This is a genomic window from Peribacillus sp. FSL K6-5616 (genome assembly GCF_038008245.1).
GTDB classification, from domain to species: Bacteria; Bacillota; Bacilli; order Bacillales; family DSM-1321; genus Peribacillus; species Peribacillus frigoritolerans.
Map to the genome: position 1 here is coordinate 2,228,991 of NZ_JBBOYT010000001.1, position 18,032 is coordinate 2,247,022.

The following is an 18,032-nucleotide window of genomic DNA, read 5'->3' on the forward strand; positions in this document are numbered from 1 at the left end:
ATTAATGAGAAATCGGGATTTATTTATTCACACATTACAGCTGCAACTATTCACCAAAACAGCTGTTATTATTAACAAATCATTTTTCACCCTCTGTATAAATTTGAAAGGTTACACCGAATTTGTCTGTTACAATCCCATAAGCAGGGCTGAAAAAAGCTTTCTGCAGAGGCATTTTCACTTCTCCACCTTGCGACAAAGTTTCAAAGATTCGTTTTGATTTTTCAATTTCGTTAATTGAAATGCAGATCGTGACTTGATCTCCAGATTGACTGGTTTGACCTGGAAACGTATCCGAAAACATGAAGTCCGTTTCCCCAACCTTTAACATTGCGTGTGCCACAAGATCCTTTGCTTCTTCTGGCAGAGGAAATTCAGGATTTTCTGGCATTTCTCCAAAAGTTTGATTAAAGAGGACTTTTGCATCCAATGCTTTTTCGTAAAATTGAATCGCTTCCTTCGCATTTCCGTTCATCATTAAATATGGAGATAATCGCATGGTCATAATTAGATAACTCCTTTTGCTTTGATTTTTTTACTAAGCTTGGAAATTTCCAAGCTTGCTTTTGAACTGTCAATGGCAATAATCACTATACCATTATTACCCATGATTGAATTTTATAACACGGAACATGCGTTCGTCAACGGAAATTTACAGAAAACTATCAAATTTTCTAAATGTTGAATTGAAAATTCCAAGCTTATTGATGTATAGACAAAGTATGTCACGTTATGGCAGTTATGGAAAACTTCTTTTATTCCTGGTTTTTCAAAAAATAAGAATAGGTTCAAATGAAAAAGGCATGACCCTAGTAGATTACCGGTATCATGCCTCAAGAATGCTTAAAAAGTGTTGGAATTTTTGTAATGTCGCTTAATCTTATTAACTTGCTATCATTTCTGAATCCTGTGTTTTTTTTAGTTTTGGTAACTTAGAGTCTATAGATAGGAAGCGGCTTCCATTCAATACTAGGTGAAGGGCAATAATCATAAGAACGAGATCCAGTTCATACCCTGAGCCTTCCCCATTCCCCATAAAACCTGCTGGGAATTTCACATAAACAATTGCACCAGCCATGATGAATACAAGGAGGGCAGAAATTATTCTTGTTCCAAGACCTATTATTAAAGCAATTCCTCCAACCAATTCAATCATACCGACTACATAGGCCATGAATCCCGGAATGCCTATACTTTGAAACCACCCTGAAGTGTTTTCCAATCCACCTTTGAATTTTGACAAACCATGTAAGAAAAATGAAATTCCCAACATAACTCTTAATAAAAAGGTACCGATTTCTTGTTTATTCATGACACATCTCCTTTTTTTTATTTAACACTACAAAGTGTAGTGTAAAGTGGTAAAAAAATCAAGTGAAAGTCATCAGACAATCACTATAGTCATTCCTATAAGGATAACCAAAACATAAATGGAAACAAAAATCGTGGTAGTTTCAGCCCTTAAAGGAATTGTCTTATGGGGATCAATTAATTGCTGAAGTCTATAGTTAACTGATTCATTCGAGAAATGAACAAGGATAGGAGAGGATTTATCAGTGCACCCATGTTTAATTAACTTCAATAAAGCGGTACTTATTCCTAATTCAGTCCCCATTTTATGAACCGCATTTTCGTCGGCTGATAATTCACTTATTATTTTGTAATTTTTATGACACCATTTTGTCAATGGGACAAACCATAATGCATTTGAAATCAACTGTAAAATAAAGATGACCAGTGGATCATATTTCTTTTGGTGAAAGGCCTCATGCTCCACTACCGCTTCTAGTTCATCGAAGTCCAGTAATCGAATTAAACCAGTACTGAACACAATGAAAGGCCGCCTGAAACCAAGCGTAAACGCAAGAGGCTGTTCAGCGTTCACAACTAAGATATCATTGTTGACCCGATTGAATGTTTCATTTACATTCCTTGTCATATCAAAGTTTTTTGAAAGAAAAAGCTTTTGTTTAAACCTTCTGGATAAGAAATATTGCTCTGCAATTTTGAATAAGGTGCTCAATATACTATAGGATATTATTATACTGAGCAGTGTGACGACCACAAAGTAGTATACTGAATCTTCCTTGAATAAACTAAAACAAAATTTAAAGAAATTAGCTTTAATATTCACGCCAAAAAAGATGTGTACTAAAAAAGCTCCCATTTGGCACCATACCAAACAGGCAATTAAAAGACTCAGGCTTATCACAAAATAAGACTTTCTCTTCCACATTATAATTTATCCTTTTTTAACGATTGAATTTTTTGTTCCAATTTTTCAATTAAACCTTGGTCAGCGTCTTTCATGGCATCCAGCATATGGCTTATGACCGCTCCACCAAATTCATCCAGCAAGTTCTCAGTCAGTTTCTTTGACTGCTCTTCAAAAAACTCCTCTTTGGACTGCACCGGGCGAAATAATGAAAGCCTTCCTTCAGACCTCTTTTCAAGAATGCCTTTTTCGACTAAACGATTCATGACGGTCATTACTGTGTTGAAATTGATAGGTTTGTCAAGTTCCAATGATTGTTGAACCGCTTTAATGCTTTGTTCATCTTTATCCCATAAATACTCCATGATATTTGCTTCCAATGGACCAAAGAAACGATTCAGTCCAACTTCATCATATTTAAAATTTTTAATATTCATCCTTTTCCACCTCCCACTACAAATTGTAGTGGAAATCACTGTTACAATCAAGTTTCATCCGGAAATTTGAACGTTGATTTCCACTCCAGGTACTCGCTTTCACCTCAGGTGTCTCCTAACTTCCGTTCCAATCAACTGAAACGTTTATAAATAAAAAATGTAGGTAAACTGGCTTTTCTTCGAGTTTGACTACAGTCTAAAACGAGCCTTTTACAGGCACGTTTTAATAATTAATAGTAATCCTTTGTCCTCCATTTCCTCAAATTTATAAATGCTTTTAAAAAAGGAAGTCAATTTTATCTAGGGCTTCATTATTTAGATAACCAGCTAAAAGGAACACACAGTACTATTGATTCAATTATAGGGCCAGGTTATGGAGCAGCACTGCTGGGGTATTTAAGCCAAATGTCAGTTATAATTAGATGAATAAAGGCTACTGAAGCAGTCTTGATTTAAATGATAAGAAATATATACTTAAATTTGAATGGAGGAGTGAAGATGATTATAAAAACGACAGAAGCGAATGGACATATCATTGCAACAGCTAATACGGATTCAATCGTACTAACAGATGAGCAAAGTGCATTGGATATTATTATGACGATTAGTAGCAAAACCGGGAGTAGTCGAATAGCACTAAACAAAGAAGCAATTTCAGAAGATTTTTTTAAGCTTAGTACAAAACTTGCAGGAGAGATCCTTCAAAAATTCGCCAACTACCATATTAAATTTGCAATCATAGGGGATTTTTCATCTTATACCAGTAAGCCACTGAAAGATTTCATTTATGAGTGTAATAAAGGGAACAATGTTTTTTTTGTCCCATCAGAACAAGAAGCGATCGATAACTTGTCTAAAGCACTATAAACATTACCAGAAAAATTTCTTAAAAAGACCTGGATCTTTATACTCGGTTTTCTTATTGAGCTAACTCAGCTATAGTAACAACTAAAAACCTTTTGGCATTGCTTATTACCAAGACCTTCTAGTTCTCCACCTTTATTACACTCCAATTCCTTTTTTCTTTTAAGGGGGATCAAAATTTGTCTAGGAATTTAAAAACGGGCCTATTGGGGCTCGTTTTCAGTATATCGTCGGCATGGTCTTCCCAAACCTTCATTTTTACAGGAAACTTGTATCTATTTTTTTACTATTTTATCCGGATGATCACTATTAATCGTAACTCTTTGTGCAAGTTCCTCTATTTCAGCAGAATCATAAAAATGATATCCTTTTGCCGTCGTTTGGGCCGCAACGTACATTGCAGCAGCTACTTTGTTTGCTTCTATTGCACGATATGGACGTAAAGGGCCTACAAAGACAAATTTTGCAAAAGTACTTAGCAGCCCAGAAATCTTTTCACCTGCCCTGAATTCCTTTCGTTCTCCAAGAAGTAAGGAAGGACGGAAAATATGTACAGTATTCAATGCCAGATGTTGTAGTGTACCTTCCACATCACCTTTAACACGGCTGTAGAAGAACTTTGATTTGGAATTGGCACCCATGGCCGTTATGACGAGTATTTTTTCAACATTGGATGTCTTTGCCAATCTAGCTGCTTCAATTACATAGTCATAATCCACTTTACGAAATGCTTCCTTCGATTTAGCCTTTTTAATAGTTGTACCCAAACAAATGAACACATCGGTGACTTTGAACAAATCGGCATACTTGGATAAATTATCGAAATCCACAACATGTCCTATGCATTTGGGATAGGCGAGTTTCAGTGCCCTTCTTGTCAGCAAATGGATTTCACTATAGATTTTGCTTTTGCCTAGCTCTTTAACCAACTGGGTGCCTACCATACCTGTAGCACCTAAAATCAATGCCTTCTTATTAATCATGATTTCCTTCTTTCTATAATTAGCTTTTCAATCAACCATTTCCTTTTTAACTAACCTAGCTTAATAGGACTAAGATAAATGATTCACTTGATTGAAATCATCAATTATCCAAGAATCAACTTCAAATCTAATCGTACTCAAACATGCATTGAACAAGCGCATTTCGTTGGATACGATTGACTCATTTGACATCAAGCGTAAAATAAAATGAATGACGGCACCATGTGCAACAAGTATAACTTTCTTCTCAGGATACTCCTTCTGAATTTCCTGGAGCCCATTCATCAGCCTGTTTAGTAGAGATTCCTGATTTTCCTGACCAGGATAATCTTTATCCCTGAATGCAGACTTCCTTTCCGCTGCAGTCATTCCTTCAGCGACGCCAAAATTCTTTTCAATGAATTCCATTTTTTCAATAACCGGGACTTCAATATAGTGCGAAATGATATCCGCCGTCTCCCTTGCCCTCTTCAGGGGGCTTGTAATAATTACATCCCAATCATCTTTTGACAAAAATTCACCACATTGCCGTGCCTGTATCTTTCCAAGTTCATTTAAAGGAATATCAGTCTGCCCTTGCAGCTTTCCTAGTGCATTCCAATCTGTTTGACCATGCCGCACTAAACAAATAGTAGTAATTGTCCTCAAACCCCTCTAAGTAGATTGTTATTTTCTCACTTCTTCAATGATGGAATGTCCTTCAGTCCGTTCGAGATCTGACCATTTCCATTTTTCATGCAAGCGCAACCTTCCATCAGGCAGCATTTCAGGGGTGGAAAGGCAGCTGCCTCCTCTAATTTCCCCTTTTTCATTGATATGATTATACCTGAATTCCAGAGTTCCATCCAGATTGACCAGCCCTATTAAAGTCCCTTTAACAATCTCTCCCCCCTGATAACTTGCTGAAAGAATTGAGCCGTCTTGTGAATAGTGGAAGGTAGTGTTTCCTGACACTTCTCCATTTTCAGAATTGATTTTAGCTTTGAATATCCGACCATCATAATTAAACATCATCATTCCCCCATATGAATTAATAAGGATAATGATACCAAATTAATTAAAAAAAGAATATTGAAAAATCTTATGGGATTTTTAATTCTATGTCCATGGAAATGACACAAAAAATACATAATATTCCCCATTGAATTCCCCTATTATGATGTGGTTATATTAGGGAAGATGTTACTTATGGAATGAACAATCTCCAATTTGAAACGTCTAATCAAACTGGAAGATTTTGGTGAGGTGCTCAAGTGAAAGAAATACTTCTGATTCTACTATTACAACTTATTTATGTTCCGATTTACACATTGCGAACCATTTTCTTAGTGAAAAATATTACCATACTCGCCTCAATACTGGGTATCGCAGAAATGTTAATATACGTTTTTGGATTATCCCTCGTATTTGGCGGTGACCAAAGCATACTCGCCATGGTTGTATATGCAGTCGGTTTTGGAATCGGAATAATTTTTGGTACGAAAATTGAGCAAAAACTTGCCATCGGCTTTATTAATGTAACCGTTAATACTCAAACCAAAAATGAACATTTGGTAGATACATTGAGGAACAACGGATTTGGTGTAACTCTTTATACGGGCGAGGGCAGGGATAGCAACCGTTATCGTATGGAAATCCTGACCAAACGCAATCGGGAACAAGAATTGATAGCAACCGTTGAAAAGTTTGAACCAAAGGCTTTTATCATTTCATATGAACCACGTTATTTTAAAGGTGGATTTTTATTGGATCGGTTGAAAAATAAAGCAAGCTGAAAATGAAAAGCAAAAGCCCATCTTATTAAGATGGGCTTTTGCTTTATTTCGTTTTAGATTTTCTTATTCTCACTGCCCTCGTTACCGGTTGTTTTTTAATCCACTTTAAATATTTTCTTAATGCTTCATCATCTTTTAACAAAAGCACGGTATTTAGTCGGATGGCCAGTTCTCGGTTTGAATACAGTGCGTGAATCTGTTTGTGGCAAGATTTACAGAGATAGGCTATCGGTAAATGGCTTCCGCCTAATTCTCTAGGTGTTAAATGATGGATGGTCAGTTCTATCTCATCCCTATCACAAAGCTCACATGTACCTATCATTTCATTACTCGGCCATTATGGCTTAACGGATTTTCCTTCTTCAACAATATGAAACATCAAATGGGCAAGATGATGGATTGGTCCGTACTCTTCATTGTCATCATCTTCTTCATCCTCCACTTCCACTTCATCCATCCCTTGTAAATAAAGTGCCATGAACTCATAAAAATCATTTTTAGTAAAGGAGTAACAATCACTTGGATCCTGATTATCTTCTTCATACTGTAAAACTAGATGGGATAGATCACCCTCATCATCTTCAGCATCAAAAAATACGAAATAACCGATATTTGTATCCAGTTCAAATAACCTGCGAAAACCGCGTGATGTTGCTTTTTCAAACTCAGCCGACGTCAATTTTTGCACTTGCATGCTGTCTACATTATCTTCTTGATGAAAGCCCACGATAAATGTGTTCATAATCAAACCTCCTGTTGAATATGGATAACCATTAGTATCCCCATTTAACCGAATTTATTCCATTTAGAGGTTTGTTTCCAAAACGACCGGGCAATGATCGCTGCCCATGACATCGCAGTGAATGTTTGCCTCTATTAAAGATTCCGCCAGACGTTTTGAAACAATGAAATAATCGATTCTCCACCCAATATTCCGCTCCCTGACTTTTGCCATATATGACCACCAAGTATAAGAGCCTTCCTGGTCTGGATAAAAATGACGAAATGTATCGATAAACCCTGAATCAAGTAATTCAGTCATCTTTCCACGTTCTTCATTTGTAAAACCGGAATTCCCTATATTGGGTTTTGGGTTTTTCAAGTCGATTTCCTGGTGTGCGACATTGAGGTCGCCACAAAAGATAACCGGCTTCACCAAGTCCAGTTCCTTAAGATATTTTATCATCTCATCTTCCCATTCGAGACGGTAATTCAATCTTGATAAATCCCTTTTTGCATTGGGGGTATAAACATTCACCATATAAAAACTCTCGAATTCCAGTGTTATGATCCTGCCTTCCGGCTCCTCATCCAGCTCTCCTACACCATATTTCACTGAAAGCGGTTTTTCCTTCGTGAAAATGGCTGTACCTGAATATCCTTTTTTCAGTGCATAATTCCAATATTGATGGTATCCTTCCAACTCAAGTGAAATCTGACCTTCTTGAAGCTTAGTTTCTTGAAGGCAGAAAATATCTGCATCCACATCTTTAAAGTAATCTAAAAATCCTTTTTTAACACAAGCTCTAATTCCATTTACATTCCAGGAAACCAATTTCATAATCTCTTAAATTCTCCTTATGGCCAATTAATTTCTTTACATTTCAACTATACTATTTATCTGCTTTTTTTCCCATTAGAGTACATTCGAAAACAATCTGGCAAATGATTCTTTTGAACGTTCCAGTAAACCACGATTGTTATACCCGATAGGATCTAGTTTGTCACTATCCATCATATCCTCTTTGTAATGAGTGATGAGATCTTCAATGGTACGGCTGCCCATAAGAAAGACATTCACTTCAAAATTCAGATGGAAACTCCTCATATCCATATTTGCCGTTCCTATGGATGCCATATCACCATCTACGATAATAAGTTTCTGATGTAGAAAACCTTTTTTGTACGTGTATACCTCTACGCCGAATTGAAGCAGCTCACCGAAATAGGAGCGACTGCCATATTGGGTTAAAAACCCATCATTTACTGCCGGAACCATAACCCTGACTTGTATCCCCTTAATTGCGGCATGTTTAATTGCTGCTTTAATCGCTTGATTTGGTACGAAGTATGGACTTGCAATCCAGATTGATTTTGTGGCGTTCGTGATGAGTGAATAGTAAAAATCACTCATGATCCCCTGTTGTGTATCAGGTCCGCTTGCTACCACCTGGACAGCTCCATCCCCTTGTACCACTTTATTCTTGAATTCTGGACGTCCTTGCAATACATCTTCACCGCTGACATATTCCCAATCCAAAAGGAAAACGGTATGAAGCATATATACCGCTTCACCTTTAAGGACCATATGTGTATCTCTCCAAAAACCAATGCTTTTATTTCGGCCTAAATATTCCTCTCCTACGTTTAAACCTCCTACAAAGCCAACTTCCCCATCTATGATGATGATTTTACGGTGATTCCTAAAATTAAATTTTTGATTGAAAAAACCGTGTTTCAATGGCGAAAATGGATAGGCTTTAATCCCTGCATTTTTCATCCGTTTAACTTCATTATTTGATAGGCTTAAGCTTCCTGCCGCATCAAAAATGAATAAAACCTCCACACCATTTTTTGCTTTTTCAATAAGGATATCTATAATTTCAGTACCAAGCCTGTCGGAACGAAAAATATAGTATTCAATATGGATGAATTTATCAGCTTTTTTTAACTGTCTTATGATTTCTGTAAACGTTTCGTTGCCATTTTTCAATACTTCCGTTTTCGACGATGTACTAATGGTGGTCTCAGATGCATTTTTGGCAAAAGCTGCGAATGATTGCTGATGATCATTCAAGAACGATAAATCTGGAGAGGATACCCGTGTAACAAGACTCTTCCATTCTTCTCGATCTTTTTTCCTTTTACTTCGGAATAAATACCCCTTTAAATAGAGCTGACCTGAGAATAGATAAAACACATATCCAAATACCGGGAAAAACAAAAGCACATACATCCATAAAAGTGTCTCGTGGGCAAATCTATTTTCGAGCATGAGTGAAAATAGGGTGATAAACATGACCAAAATATATAATCCAATAAAAAATAGCTTCACGTCGAAGCTAACTTGAGTGAACAGGATCATATAAACTGAAGCAATTAATATAAATAAAAATACAATTTCCATCCTTCTTCTTTTCATCTTTTCATTCTCCTACACAGCAATATTTTATATATAAATATCATATACCCATATTTGATGGTAAAAGAAACAAAACACTTACGAAAACAATGTTCGCAAGTGCTTTGTGTATTACCTATCCAGTTATCACTTCATGACAGGAATCAAACTTTCATACAGCTCCATATACTTTAATGACGATGATGTCCAACTGAAGTCTAACTTCATTGCATTTTCGGCCATTTTCCTCCATCTTTTCGGCTGGAATTTGTACAGACCAACAGATTGCTCAATTGTATGGAGCATATCGTGTGCATTATAATTCGTAAAACTGAAGCCATTGCCTTCACCAGTAAATTGGTTATACGGTATGACCGTATCACGAAGTCCGCCAGTTTCCCTCACTAAAGGCAGTGTACCATAACGCAGTGCCAAGAGTTGGCCGATACCACATGGTTCGAATTGTGATGGCATCAGGAATAAATCAGAACCTGCATATATCCTTCTTGCCAGCCCCTCATCAAAATATGTATGGACTGAAACCTGATTTGGATATTGGTCAGCTAAATGACGAAATGCCGATTCATATTGCTCTTCACCCGTACCTAAAAGAATGAATTGAACTCCTTGGTTCATCATTTCATGAAAAACATGGAGAACAAGATCTATTCCTTTTTGATCAACAAGCCTAGTTACCATTGATAAAACCGGTACGTCATCATTGACAGGAAGACCCAGCGATTCCTGTAGCTGACGTTTATTCTCCATCTTACCCTCATAAGAATCGAATGGAACAGCAAGATGTTCATCTGCTGCAGGATTATATTCCTCATAATCGATTCCGTTGATAATCCCTTTAAGGTCACCATTTCTCTTACGTAAAAACCCATCCAGATTTTCCCCGAAATAAGGTATCTGAATTTCTTCCGCATAACTTGGGCTTACCGTTGTGACTATGTTAGAAAAAGCCAGGCCCGCTTTCAAATAACTTACATTCCCATGAAATTCAAGACCATCGATATTAAAATATAACTCACTCAAATCGAGTAATTCAGCTAATACAGCTTTAGGATAAACTCCTTGATAGCGTAAATTATGTATCGTAAATATCGTTTTAATATCCTGATAGAATGGATGGTTATGATAATGAGCTTTCATCAAAACGCTGACAAGGCCCGTTTGCCAATCATGGCAGTGTATAACATCCGGTTTTTCTTCCAAATAGGGTAATGCCTCTAAAATTGCACGGGAAAAGAAGGCGAACCTTTCGCCATCATCGAAGAAACCATAACTACCATGCCTTTTGAAATAATATTCATTATCCAGAAAATAATATGTAATTCCGTTAGCAACAAGCTTTTCGATGCCACAAAATTGCTGGCGCCAACCAACTGGAACTTCAATACTCGTCATATGTTCCAATTCCTGTTTGAATTGGTTAGGAAGATCCCCGTATTTAGGTAGGATGACACTTACATGGACTCCCTGTTTTTTCAGCGCTTTCGGGAGCGCGCCTATAACGTCTCCGAGCCCTCCCGTTTTTATAAAAGGGGCGCATTCTGAAGCAGCAAATACAACATTCATTGCCGCACCTCCTCTATTAAATTACTTCCGCTTTTTTTATTACAGTAGGCTGTTTTAAACCAATTACTGATTTTTCACTAGTAACTCTCACTTCTTTATCAGTTATGATATTTTCAACGATGGCTCCTTCTTCAATCACGCCTTTTTGCATGATGATGCTATTTCTTACTATCGCACCCTTTTTCACCTTTACACCACGGAAGAGTATACTGTTTTCGACAATCCCTTCAATATCACAACCGTTGGCTATCAATGAATTGGTAACCTTCGAAGAACTTGAATATTTGGTCGGTGCCTCATGTTTGATTTTCGTATAAACATCCCAAGTATCCCCGAAGAAAGAACGGATTACCGAAGGGTTCAGGAAATTCATATTACTGGCATGAAAGCTTTCAATGGAATGGATGAATGGCATATCACCAGTAAAGTTATAACCTTTAACGGTAAAACGATGAAGATTTGCTTTCACAGCGTCTTTCAAAAAGTCATATTCCCCACTGGCAACACAGCTTTTGATCAAGTTCACCAATAGCGTTTTACTTATGATGAAGGTTTCTAGACAAACATGGTCACCAGGTCTAGGGATGGTATAAAAGCTAATGTCAGTTATGTCTTCATCCGAATCTACCGAGCAGGTGTGATAAATTGGTTTTTCAATCAATTCCCCTACATAATCCTTATATACCACCGTGATATCCGCTTTATGTTTTTTGTGATAATCAAGCACTTCATTAAAATCCAATTTGCATACATGGCTTCCTGGGGAAATGATGACAGTATCTGCCTCTGCACGTTCGAAAAAGCTGAGATGATCATAAAATTGCTTCATATCGCCTGTTACCGTTTCATCCGGATGGATAGGGGGCAAGATGTATAAGCCTCCTGAACGCCGATCCAAGTTCCATTCTTTACCTGAGCCAAGATGATCCATAACTGAAAGATACTTTTCTTTTGGAAAAACGGCTACTTTTGATACATCTGCATTAATGAAATTCGACATAGTAAAGTCAATCAAGCGGTAGCGTCCACCAAATGGCACAGATGCCACATTACGGTGAGCAGTCAGATCTTTTAAATGTTGTCTTTCATTGATTAAGTTAATAATACCCAACACATTTTCCATAGCATCTTCCCCTTTTTCTAGTTAAGAGTGATCTTTTTTTTGTTTGGATTGAGAATGGTCTGATTTTCACCAATTAAGGTAATATCGGATGTAACAGCTGAATCGCCAACTACGGCACCATCTTCTATAACACAATTACTGGCTATGATGCTTCTTTCTATATGAACGTTTTCACCAATCGTGACATTAGGCATGATGACTGAATCTTTTATGGTTGACCCATAGCCCACCTGTACATTATAGGATAAAACCGAATGTTCAATGTTCCCATGAATCATGCATCCTTCATTGATAAGCGACTGACTGACCTCGGCATCCGGTGATATATATTGCGGCGGATGATTTGCATTGCGTGCAAAAATTTTCCATTGCTGATCATCCAACTGGAAATTTGGTGTATCCTCCAATAAGTCCATATGTGCCTGCCAAAGGCTTTCGACCGTTCCAACATCTTTCCAATAATCATTAAAACGGTAGGCATATAGCTTCTTTCGATCTTCTAGCATTTTTGGAATGATGTTGCTGCCAAAATCATTGGAAGAATTTTCGTCTTTTTCATCATTGATTAAATAACGTCTTAGGGTTTTCCAATTGAAAAGGTAAACTCCCATGGAAGCGAGGTTACTTTTTGGATACTTTGGTTTTTCGTCAAATTGTGTGACTTTATCATCATCATTGGTATTCATGATTCCGAAACGACTTGCTTCCTGCCACGGCACTTGAATGACCGCTATTGTTGCCTCTGCATTTTTTTCGATGTGATAATCCAGCATCTTACTGTAGTCCATCTTATAAATATGGTCACCAGAGAGAATCAGTACATGTTCCGGATCATAGTTATCAATGTATTGGATATTTTGATAAACAGCATTTGCCGTCCCTTTATACCATTCACCGCCTTCTTTCCCTTGATAAGGGGGAAGTACGGAAACTCCGCCAACATCCAAATCAAGGTCCCAAACTTTGCCATTACCAACATAATCATTTAGAATCAATGGCTGGTATTGGGTCAATACCCCAACCGTATCTATACCAGAATGAGTGCAGTTACTTAATGGAAAATCGATGATTCTATATTTACCGCCAAAGGGAACAGCTGGTTTTGCCAAACCAATCGTCAATTCACCTAACCTTGAACCCTGGCCTCCTGCCAATAACATTGCTATCCATTTTTTCGCTCCCATTATTCGGTCACTCTCCCCCGTCTTTTTTTTGTTTGCTTCATAAAAATAGAAATGCCTAATGGAGGTACAGTTATTTCCATGCTGTATGGTTGATTATGGTATGGTATCTTTTTGACATTAATGGGTTCTTCATTGATCTGACCCGATCCTCCGAAAGCTGCTGAATCACTGCTGAAAACTTCTATATATTTCCCTTGGGATGGTACACCTATTTGATAGTGAGCATGAGCCTGTGCAGAAAAATTACAGACAACAATGCAATAATCGCCTTTGCGTTTACCTTTTCTCATAAAGGTGATGATACTTTGTTCACTATTGTTCGGATCGATCCATTCAAAACCTTCCTGGACATGATCCAGTCTCCAAAGGGAGGAAGTTTGGCTGTAAAAATCCTGAAGGGTACGGAAGTAATATGCCATCTTTTCGTGGGATTCATATTCCAAAAGCAGCCAATCCAATTGTTCCTCATCTTTCCATTCTATGAATTGGCCAAATTCTCCTCCCATAAATAGAAGCTTCTTTCCAGGATGCGTCATGAAATACCCAAAAAGTAACCGTAAATTTGCAAACTTCTGCCAATAGTCACCTGGCATTTTATTCAATAATGACTTCTTGCCATGAACCACTTCATCATGTGAAAAGGGCAAGACGAAATTTTCTGAAAAAGCATAGAAAAATGAAAAGGTTAAGAGGTTATGATGATATGGCCTTTCATTTGTTTCAAGTTTCATATAACGAAGGATATCGTTAGTCCATCCCATATTCCATTTGTAATTAAAGCCCAGGCCGCCTATATCGGTAGGAGAAGTTATAAGTGGCCGGTCTGTCGCTTCTTCTGCCATCATTAATGCATTGGGAAATTTCTTGAAAACCACTTCGTTAAGTTTTTGTAAAAATTGTATGGCTTCCAGGTTTTCCTCACCGCCAAACTGGTTTTTCAGCTTGACCGGCAATGGATTATCATGATTCAAGTAAACCATTGACGATACCGCATCGACACGGACCCCATCAATATGGTATACATCCATCCAAAACATTACATTTGATATAAGGAAACTGATTACTTCTGGTTTAGTAAAATCAAAATTGTATGTCCCCCATAACGGGCGATCTGCTCTCGTGTAATCAATTGGTTCATAGAGAGGTGTACCATCAAAACGGGAAAGTCCATGCGCGTCTTTACAAAAATGGGCGGGAACCCAGTCAAGGATTACTCCTATGCCCTTTTGGTGGCAAAGGTTAATTAAATATTTAAAATCTTCCGGTGAACCGTACCGACTGTTTACGGAATAATAACCCGTGACCTGGTATCCCCACGATTTATCAAAAGGGTGTTCCATTATGGCCATGATTTCAATATGTGTAAAACTATTATCAATCACATATTCAACTAATCTATCAGCCAATTCACGGTACGAATAAAATTCACCATCTTCTTTCTGTTTCCATGTTCCTGGGTGCACTTCATAAATGGACATGGGTTTTTGATAAATGTTTTCCTTTTTCCTATCGGCTATCCACTTCGAATCTTGCCATTCAAAATTATCCAGCCTTTTAATGACCGAAGCAGTATTTGGTCTGACCTCCGAATAAAAGGCATATGGATCGGCTTTTAGGATACGTTTATTTCCGGGTGTATGTATTTCATATTTATAGAGTTCCCCTTCTTGTAATCCTGGTACGAACAACACCCAGATACCTGAACGCTCGATCCGTTTCATCTCATGATCTTTTCCGTCCCAATTATTAAAATTACCGACTACTGAAACTTGCTTGGCATGGGGGGCCCAAACGGTGAAGCGTACTCCTTCATTACCTAATGTTGTCACAATGTGTGCCCCAAGCATTTTATAGCTTTCATAAAGGGTGCCTTCATGAAACAAATACAAATCGAAATCGCTTGGATAAATCTCTTGTAGCTGGTCAATAATTGTACTCAATAAAACCCCTCCATCAGTATTAACTCGATAGTATTTTACCCATCCTTCCCCAGTTATTATATATATTCGATGAAAATGATATTAATCCTTCAAATGGAGGTGAAGTTATTGTTATAAATAGCCGTTTTTTTGTAAATTTAAACACTTTTTTAAAGAAAAAAGACATTTATTGTAAAAATATTATTATACCAAGAAAAACTCTTCCCTTTTTTTAGGAAGAGTTTTAAGGTATCCAGTATGAATGCTTCATGTTATTTGTTCAGTTCGAATCATGGAAGTCTTCGTCAAGAATAAATAGGATAATGAGACTGACCATGCCAAAGGAGTATTCCCGTTTGGTATATTACTGCCTCCAATATATAACTCAGGAACTTCCCAATTTTCCGGAATGATCATTTTTGTTTTATCTATATATTCATTAACTTTGTTCATCATGCCAAGTTCAAGGTAGCATAAGCCCAACCATGGAAGCCCGAAACACCATTCCGCTTCTTGACCGTCATTATAATAAAGGTCCTTCTCATATCTAATGCAACCATTTGTTCTTTCCAGTCTCTCTGTGACATTCTTCAATATTTCAAGTGCTATTTCACGGTCTACCAGCCGATACGGATAAATCAACGATAAAAGGGCTAAATCCGTCTCTTTTGTATAACTTTCCCTTGGAAGCAGGAAACGAAGTGTTTCTTCTCCCTTTTTAATCAGTTCTTCCTTGACGTTTACCAGCATTTTGACCGAATTCAATCCAGCAACACATGCACCTATGCTTGAAGCGTGGATTTCTATATTTTCTTCCCACATCCCGTTATCTTCCGACTGCCAATATTGCAGGCATTCCAAGTAATTGACCAGCTTTTGGACAATTTCTAAATCACGTTGGTTTCTTATCACCTTTTTACCATGCCTATATCCTTCACCGACACCCCATAAAAAGGCACCTACCGCATCATTTTGGGCATGCCCCCACTCATCGGGCAGTTCTTTAAGCTCAGTGGAATACCTTGCATGGATATGTTCAAATAGAAACTGGGGTTTCTGCACCGTATGAATATCTATCTTCCACTCATAGGTTTGAAATAAGTCGAATAAAGCATGATATGCTTTTTCGTAACGATTGGACGGATCATTTATAAAAGGTATTACTGTATAAACGACATCCCTTATCCAGACATAATTATAATCATCGGAAACGCTTGCAGTATATGCACCATTAGGAAGCCGCATGCGATCAAGAACCTCTAGGGCACCATTAACATTCATCAATTGAGCACCTCCATAGTTATTTGCTTATTCCCATTGTAGACAGACTCCCGTTTTCTAAACGTTGGTTGTTTCATTTTCAATTAGAAGCGCTTTCATTTCTGCTAACCAAAACGACCTTTCAGAAGTACATTCACCCTAGTTTATGTAATCACTGGCCTTTTTGATAATCAAGCTTCCAATGTTCATTAAAAAGCGTTATTTGCCTAACGGTAACGAACTCAAAAAGTTGCGGTTTATGAAATATGTACTTGGGAAATAAAAACCCAGTAATGGCAAGCCATTACTGGTTATATCGGCCTATCATTAAAATGTTTAGTAATGATTAAAAGAAATTTCGTAATTTCATCAAGGAAAGCAAGCCAATCATAACCGTACCCAATATCTTCTCGTAAAAACGGCAACCAGAAAAGCTGGAAAAGCTGCGGCCAAATTCAACCCATTATCCTAAAGTGAAAAGACCTGTTATATGTGCAAACAGCGCCGCCATTAAGGCCGCTTGCTCATGCTTTAGCATTCGATGCCCCATTCAGGTACTAAGAGCGACAAAGGAACGATTCTAGGTATGAAAGCATCTACGACCCTGTTAGCAAAACCGATACTTAGGTATCCCATAAAATAGGTATACAATCCTTTACTCCTTGGCAAAAGCCTTCACCTTCATTGACCTCTGAAAAAAGCCATCGCTTTTCCATTCCATTATCCTGACTCATATAATTTCACCGTAGTTTTAATAAGTTTCTTCAAGTGCTTTTCAGCTGGCCAAGCAGAATGGGCAACTCACTATATATTTCGATGATCTCATTTATCGGCATTCTAACTAAACCGCTGGAAGAAGGGGCAACGAATTCCATGGTCTCACTGGATGTAGGTTCTTCTTGCAGCCCCCAAGAGATTTTTCGTAATTGACGATATTCCTGATAGACACCCTTGCCTACAAAACAGACAAGTTTAGGTTTATACTTTTTTATTTTCCTTTCTAATTGTTTCCTTCCTTTTATGTACTCATCTTTAGTGATATCGTCCGCTCCTTTTGTAGGCCTGGAAACGATATTGGTAAAACCATAACCTAAATCCAGTAATGACGAGTCTTCAGTCGGTTCATATTTCCTTGGTGTCAGCCCGGACTCGAAGAGGATTTTCCAAAAGCGATTGTTTGGATTCGCATAATGATGACCAGTCTCACCTGAACGAATGCTCGGATTGAAACCTACGAACAAAATATCCAAATTTTCCTTTAAATGATCAGAGATGCCTTCCATTTTAAAACTCCTTTTCAAATTTGCTATTTAATCATTGTACAGAACTGAAAAATATTTAACTACCTTTAAAAACTAAAATAACGGTTTAAATGGATGAACGATGATGGCTCCATAATATGGGTGAAGACCTGACAAATTGTATATTGAAGACCTATAGCTCCTAAAACATTACGTTCGCATTCACCGGACACACTACCAGAAATTAGCTATGAAAAGGATACCACAGCAGCAGGTAAAGATTTTTTTCCAAGGAATAAATTGATAAACCGATTTTTCCGATGTCC

Annotated in this window: 19 protein-coding genes; 2 read left to right on the forward strand and 17 right to left on the reverse strand. The window is 37.6% G+C overall.

The window, feature by feature from the left end; all coding sequences use genetic code 11:
* Positions 1–79: 79 nt before the first annotated feature.
* From MHB45_RS10675 to MHB45_RS10690, 4 genes are all read right to left on the reverse strand, one after another.
* Complete coding sequence (locus MHB45_RS10675) at positions 80–505, reverse strand: VOC family protein (protein ID WP_048680881.1); 426 nt, start codon at positions 503–505, stop codon at positions 80–82.
* 378 nt (positions 506–883) lie between these two features.
* Complete coding sequence (locus tag MHB45_RS10680; RefSeq protein WP_048680878.1) at positions 884–1,312, reverse strand: DoxX family protein; 429 nt, start codon at positions 1,310–1,312, stop codon at positions 884–886.
* A 72-nt stretch (positions 1,313–1,384) separates the two neighbouring features.
* A complete protein-coding gene (locus MHB45_RS10685) occupies positions 1,385–2,236 on the reverse strand; it encodes a M56 family metallopeptidase (RefSeq protein ID WP_072273029.1) in 852 nt (283 codons plus the stop codon).
* Positions 2,236–2,652 (reverse strand): BlaI/MecI/CopY family transcriptional regulator, encoded by a 417-nt coding sequence (locus MHB45_RS10690; RefSeq protein WP_048680873.1) that lies wholly within the window; start codon positions 2,650–2,652, stop codon positions 2,236–2,238. Before MHB45_RS10690 ends, MHB45_RS10685 begins: the two co-directional genes overlap by 1 nt.
* Positions 2,653–3,150: 498 nt before the next feature.
* Here MHB45_RS10690 and MHB45_RS10695 point away from each other — a divergent pair, with 498 nt between their 5' ends.
* The gene (locus MHB45_RS10695; protein WP_072273030.1) at positions 3,151–3,519 is read left to right on the forward strand and encodes a DUF4180 domain-containing protein; all 369 of its coding nucleotides are present in this window, start codon (positions 3,151–3,153) and stop codon (positions 3,517–3,519) included.
* 272 nt (positions 3,520–3,791) lie between these two features.
* Here the strand turns inward: MHB45_RS10695 and MHB45_RS10700 are convergent, their stop codons facing one another.
* The 3 genes from MHB45_RS10700 to MHB45_RS10710 all read right to left on the reverse strand — a co-directional run bounded on the left by MHB45_RS10700 (position 3,792) and on the right by MHB45_RS10710 (position 5,510).
* Positions 3,792–4,499, reverse strand: a complete 708-nt coding sequence (locus MHB45_RS10700) for an NAD(P)H-binding protein (RefSeq protein ID WP_081088607.1) — start codon at positions 4,497–4,499, stop codon at positions 3,792–3,794.
* A 69-nt stretch (positions 4,500–4,568) separates the two neighbouring features.
* Positions 4,569–5,138 carry a histidine phosphatase family protein gene (locus MHB45_RS10705; RefSeq protein ID WP_072273795.1) on the reverse strand — a complete coding sequence of 190 codons (570 nt, stop codon included), beginning with the start codon at positions 5,136–5,138 and terminating at the stop codon, positions 4,569–4,571.
* Between the two features lie 27 nt (positions 5,139–5,165).
* Positions 5,166–5,510, reverse strand: a complete 345-nt coding sequence (locus MHB45_RS10710; protein ID WP_048680864.1) for a hypothetical protein — start codon at positions 5,508–5,510, stop codon at positions 5,166–5,168.
* 242 nt (positions 5,511–5,752) lie between these two features.
* Between MHB45_RS10710 and MHB45_RS10715 the strand changes: the two genes are divergently transcribed.
* A complete protein-coding gene (locus MHB45_RS10715; RefSeq protein ID WP_034306915.1) occupies positions 5,753–6,274 on the forward strand; it encodes a DUF2179 domain-containing protein in 522 nt (173 codons plus the stop codon).
* A gap of 43 nt (positions 6,275–6,317) precedes the next feature.
* Here MHB45_RS10715 and MHB45_RS10720 read toward each other — a convergent pair whose 3' ends face one another.
* From MHB45_RS10720 to MHB45_RS10765, 10 genes are all read right to left on the reverse strand, one after another.
* A complete protein-coding gene (locus tag MHB45_RS10720; protein ID WP_072273031.1) occupies positions 6,318–6,596 on the reverse strand; it encodes an HNH endonuclease in 279 nt (92 codons plus the stop codon).
* Between the two features lie 15 nt (positions 6,597–6,611).
* Positions 6,612–7,016: a hypothetical protein gene (locus MHB45_RS10725; protein ID WP_034306917.1), complete on the reverse strand. Its 405-nt coding sequence runs from the start codon at positions 7,014–7,016 to the stop codon at positions 6,612–6,614.
* A gap of 63 nt (positions 7,017–7,079) precedes the next feature.
* Entirely contained in the window at positions 7,080–7,835 is a 756-nt protein-coding gene (locus MHB45_RS10730) for an exodeoxyribonuclease III (RefSeq protein WP_048680852.1), read from the reverse strand.
* A gap of 75 nt (positions 7,836–7,910) precedes the next feature.
* The gene (gene cls, locus MHB45_RS10735) at positions 7,911–9,416 is read right to left on the reverse strand and encodes a cardiolipin synthase (protein ID WP_340907870.1); all 1,506 of its coding nucleotides are present in this window, start codon (positions 9,414–9,416) and stop codon (positions 7,911–7,913) included.
* Between the two features lie 126 nt (positions 9,417–9,542).
* On the reverse strand, positions 9,543–10,979 hold the full coding sequence (glgA, locus tag MHB45_RS10740) for a glycogen synthase GlgA (protein ID WP_048680845.1): 1,437 nt from the start codon (positions 10,977–10,979) through the stop codon (positions 9,543–9,545).
* A gap of 16 nt (positions 10,980–10,995) precedes the next feature.
* On the reverse strand, positions 10,996–12,102 hold the full coding sequence (glgD, locus tag MHB45_RS10745; RefSeq protein WP_053535125.1) for a glucose-1-phosphate adenylyltransferase subunit GlgD: 1,107 nt from the start codon (positions 12,100–12,102) through the stop codon (positions 10,996–10,998).
* A 17-nt stretch (positions 12,103–12,119) separates the two neighbouring features.
* Positions 12,120–13,286: a glucose-1-phosphate adenylyltransferase gene (locus MHB45_RS10750; RefSeq protein ID WP_072273032.1), complete on the reverse strand. Its 1,167-nt coding sequence runs from the start codon at positions 13,284–13,286 to the stop codon at positions 12,120–12,122.
* Entirely contained in the window at positions 13,286–15,226 is a 1,941-nt protein-coding gene (gene glgB / locus MHB45_RS10755; protein WP_048680836.1) for a 1,4-alpha-glucan branching protein GlgB, read from the reverse strand. Before glgB ends, MHB45_RS10750 begins: the two co-directional genes overlap by 1 nt.
* Positions 15,227–15,472: 246 nt before the next feature.
* The gene (locus tag MHB45_RS10760; RefSeq protein WP_072273033.1) at positions 15,473–16,486 is read right to left on the reverse strand and encodes a glycoside hydrolase family 15 protein; all 1,014 of its coding nucleotides are present in this window, start codon (positions 16,484–16,486) and stop codon (positions 15,473–15,475) included.
* A gap of 743 nt (positions 16,487–17,229) precedes the next feature.
* The gene (locus MHB45_RS10765; RefSeq protein ID WP_048680826.1) at positions 17,230–17,748 is read right to left on the reverse strand and encodes a mismatch-specific DNA-glycosylase; all 519 of its coding nucleotides are present in this window, start codon (positions 17,746–17,748) and stop codon (positions 17,230–17,232) included.
* Between the last annotated feature and the right edge of the window lie 284 nt (positions 17,749–18,032).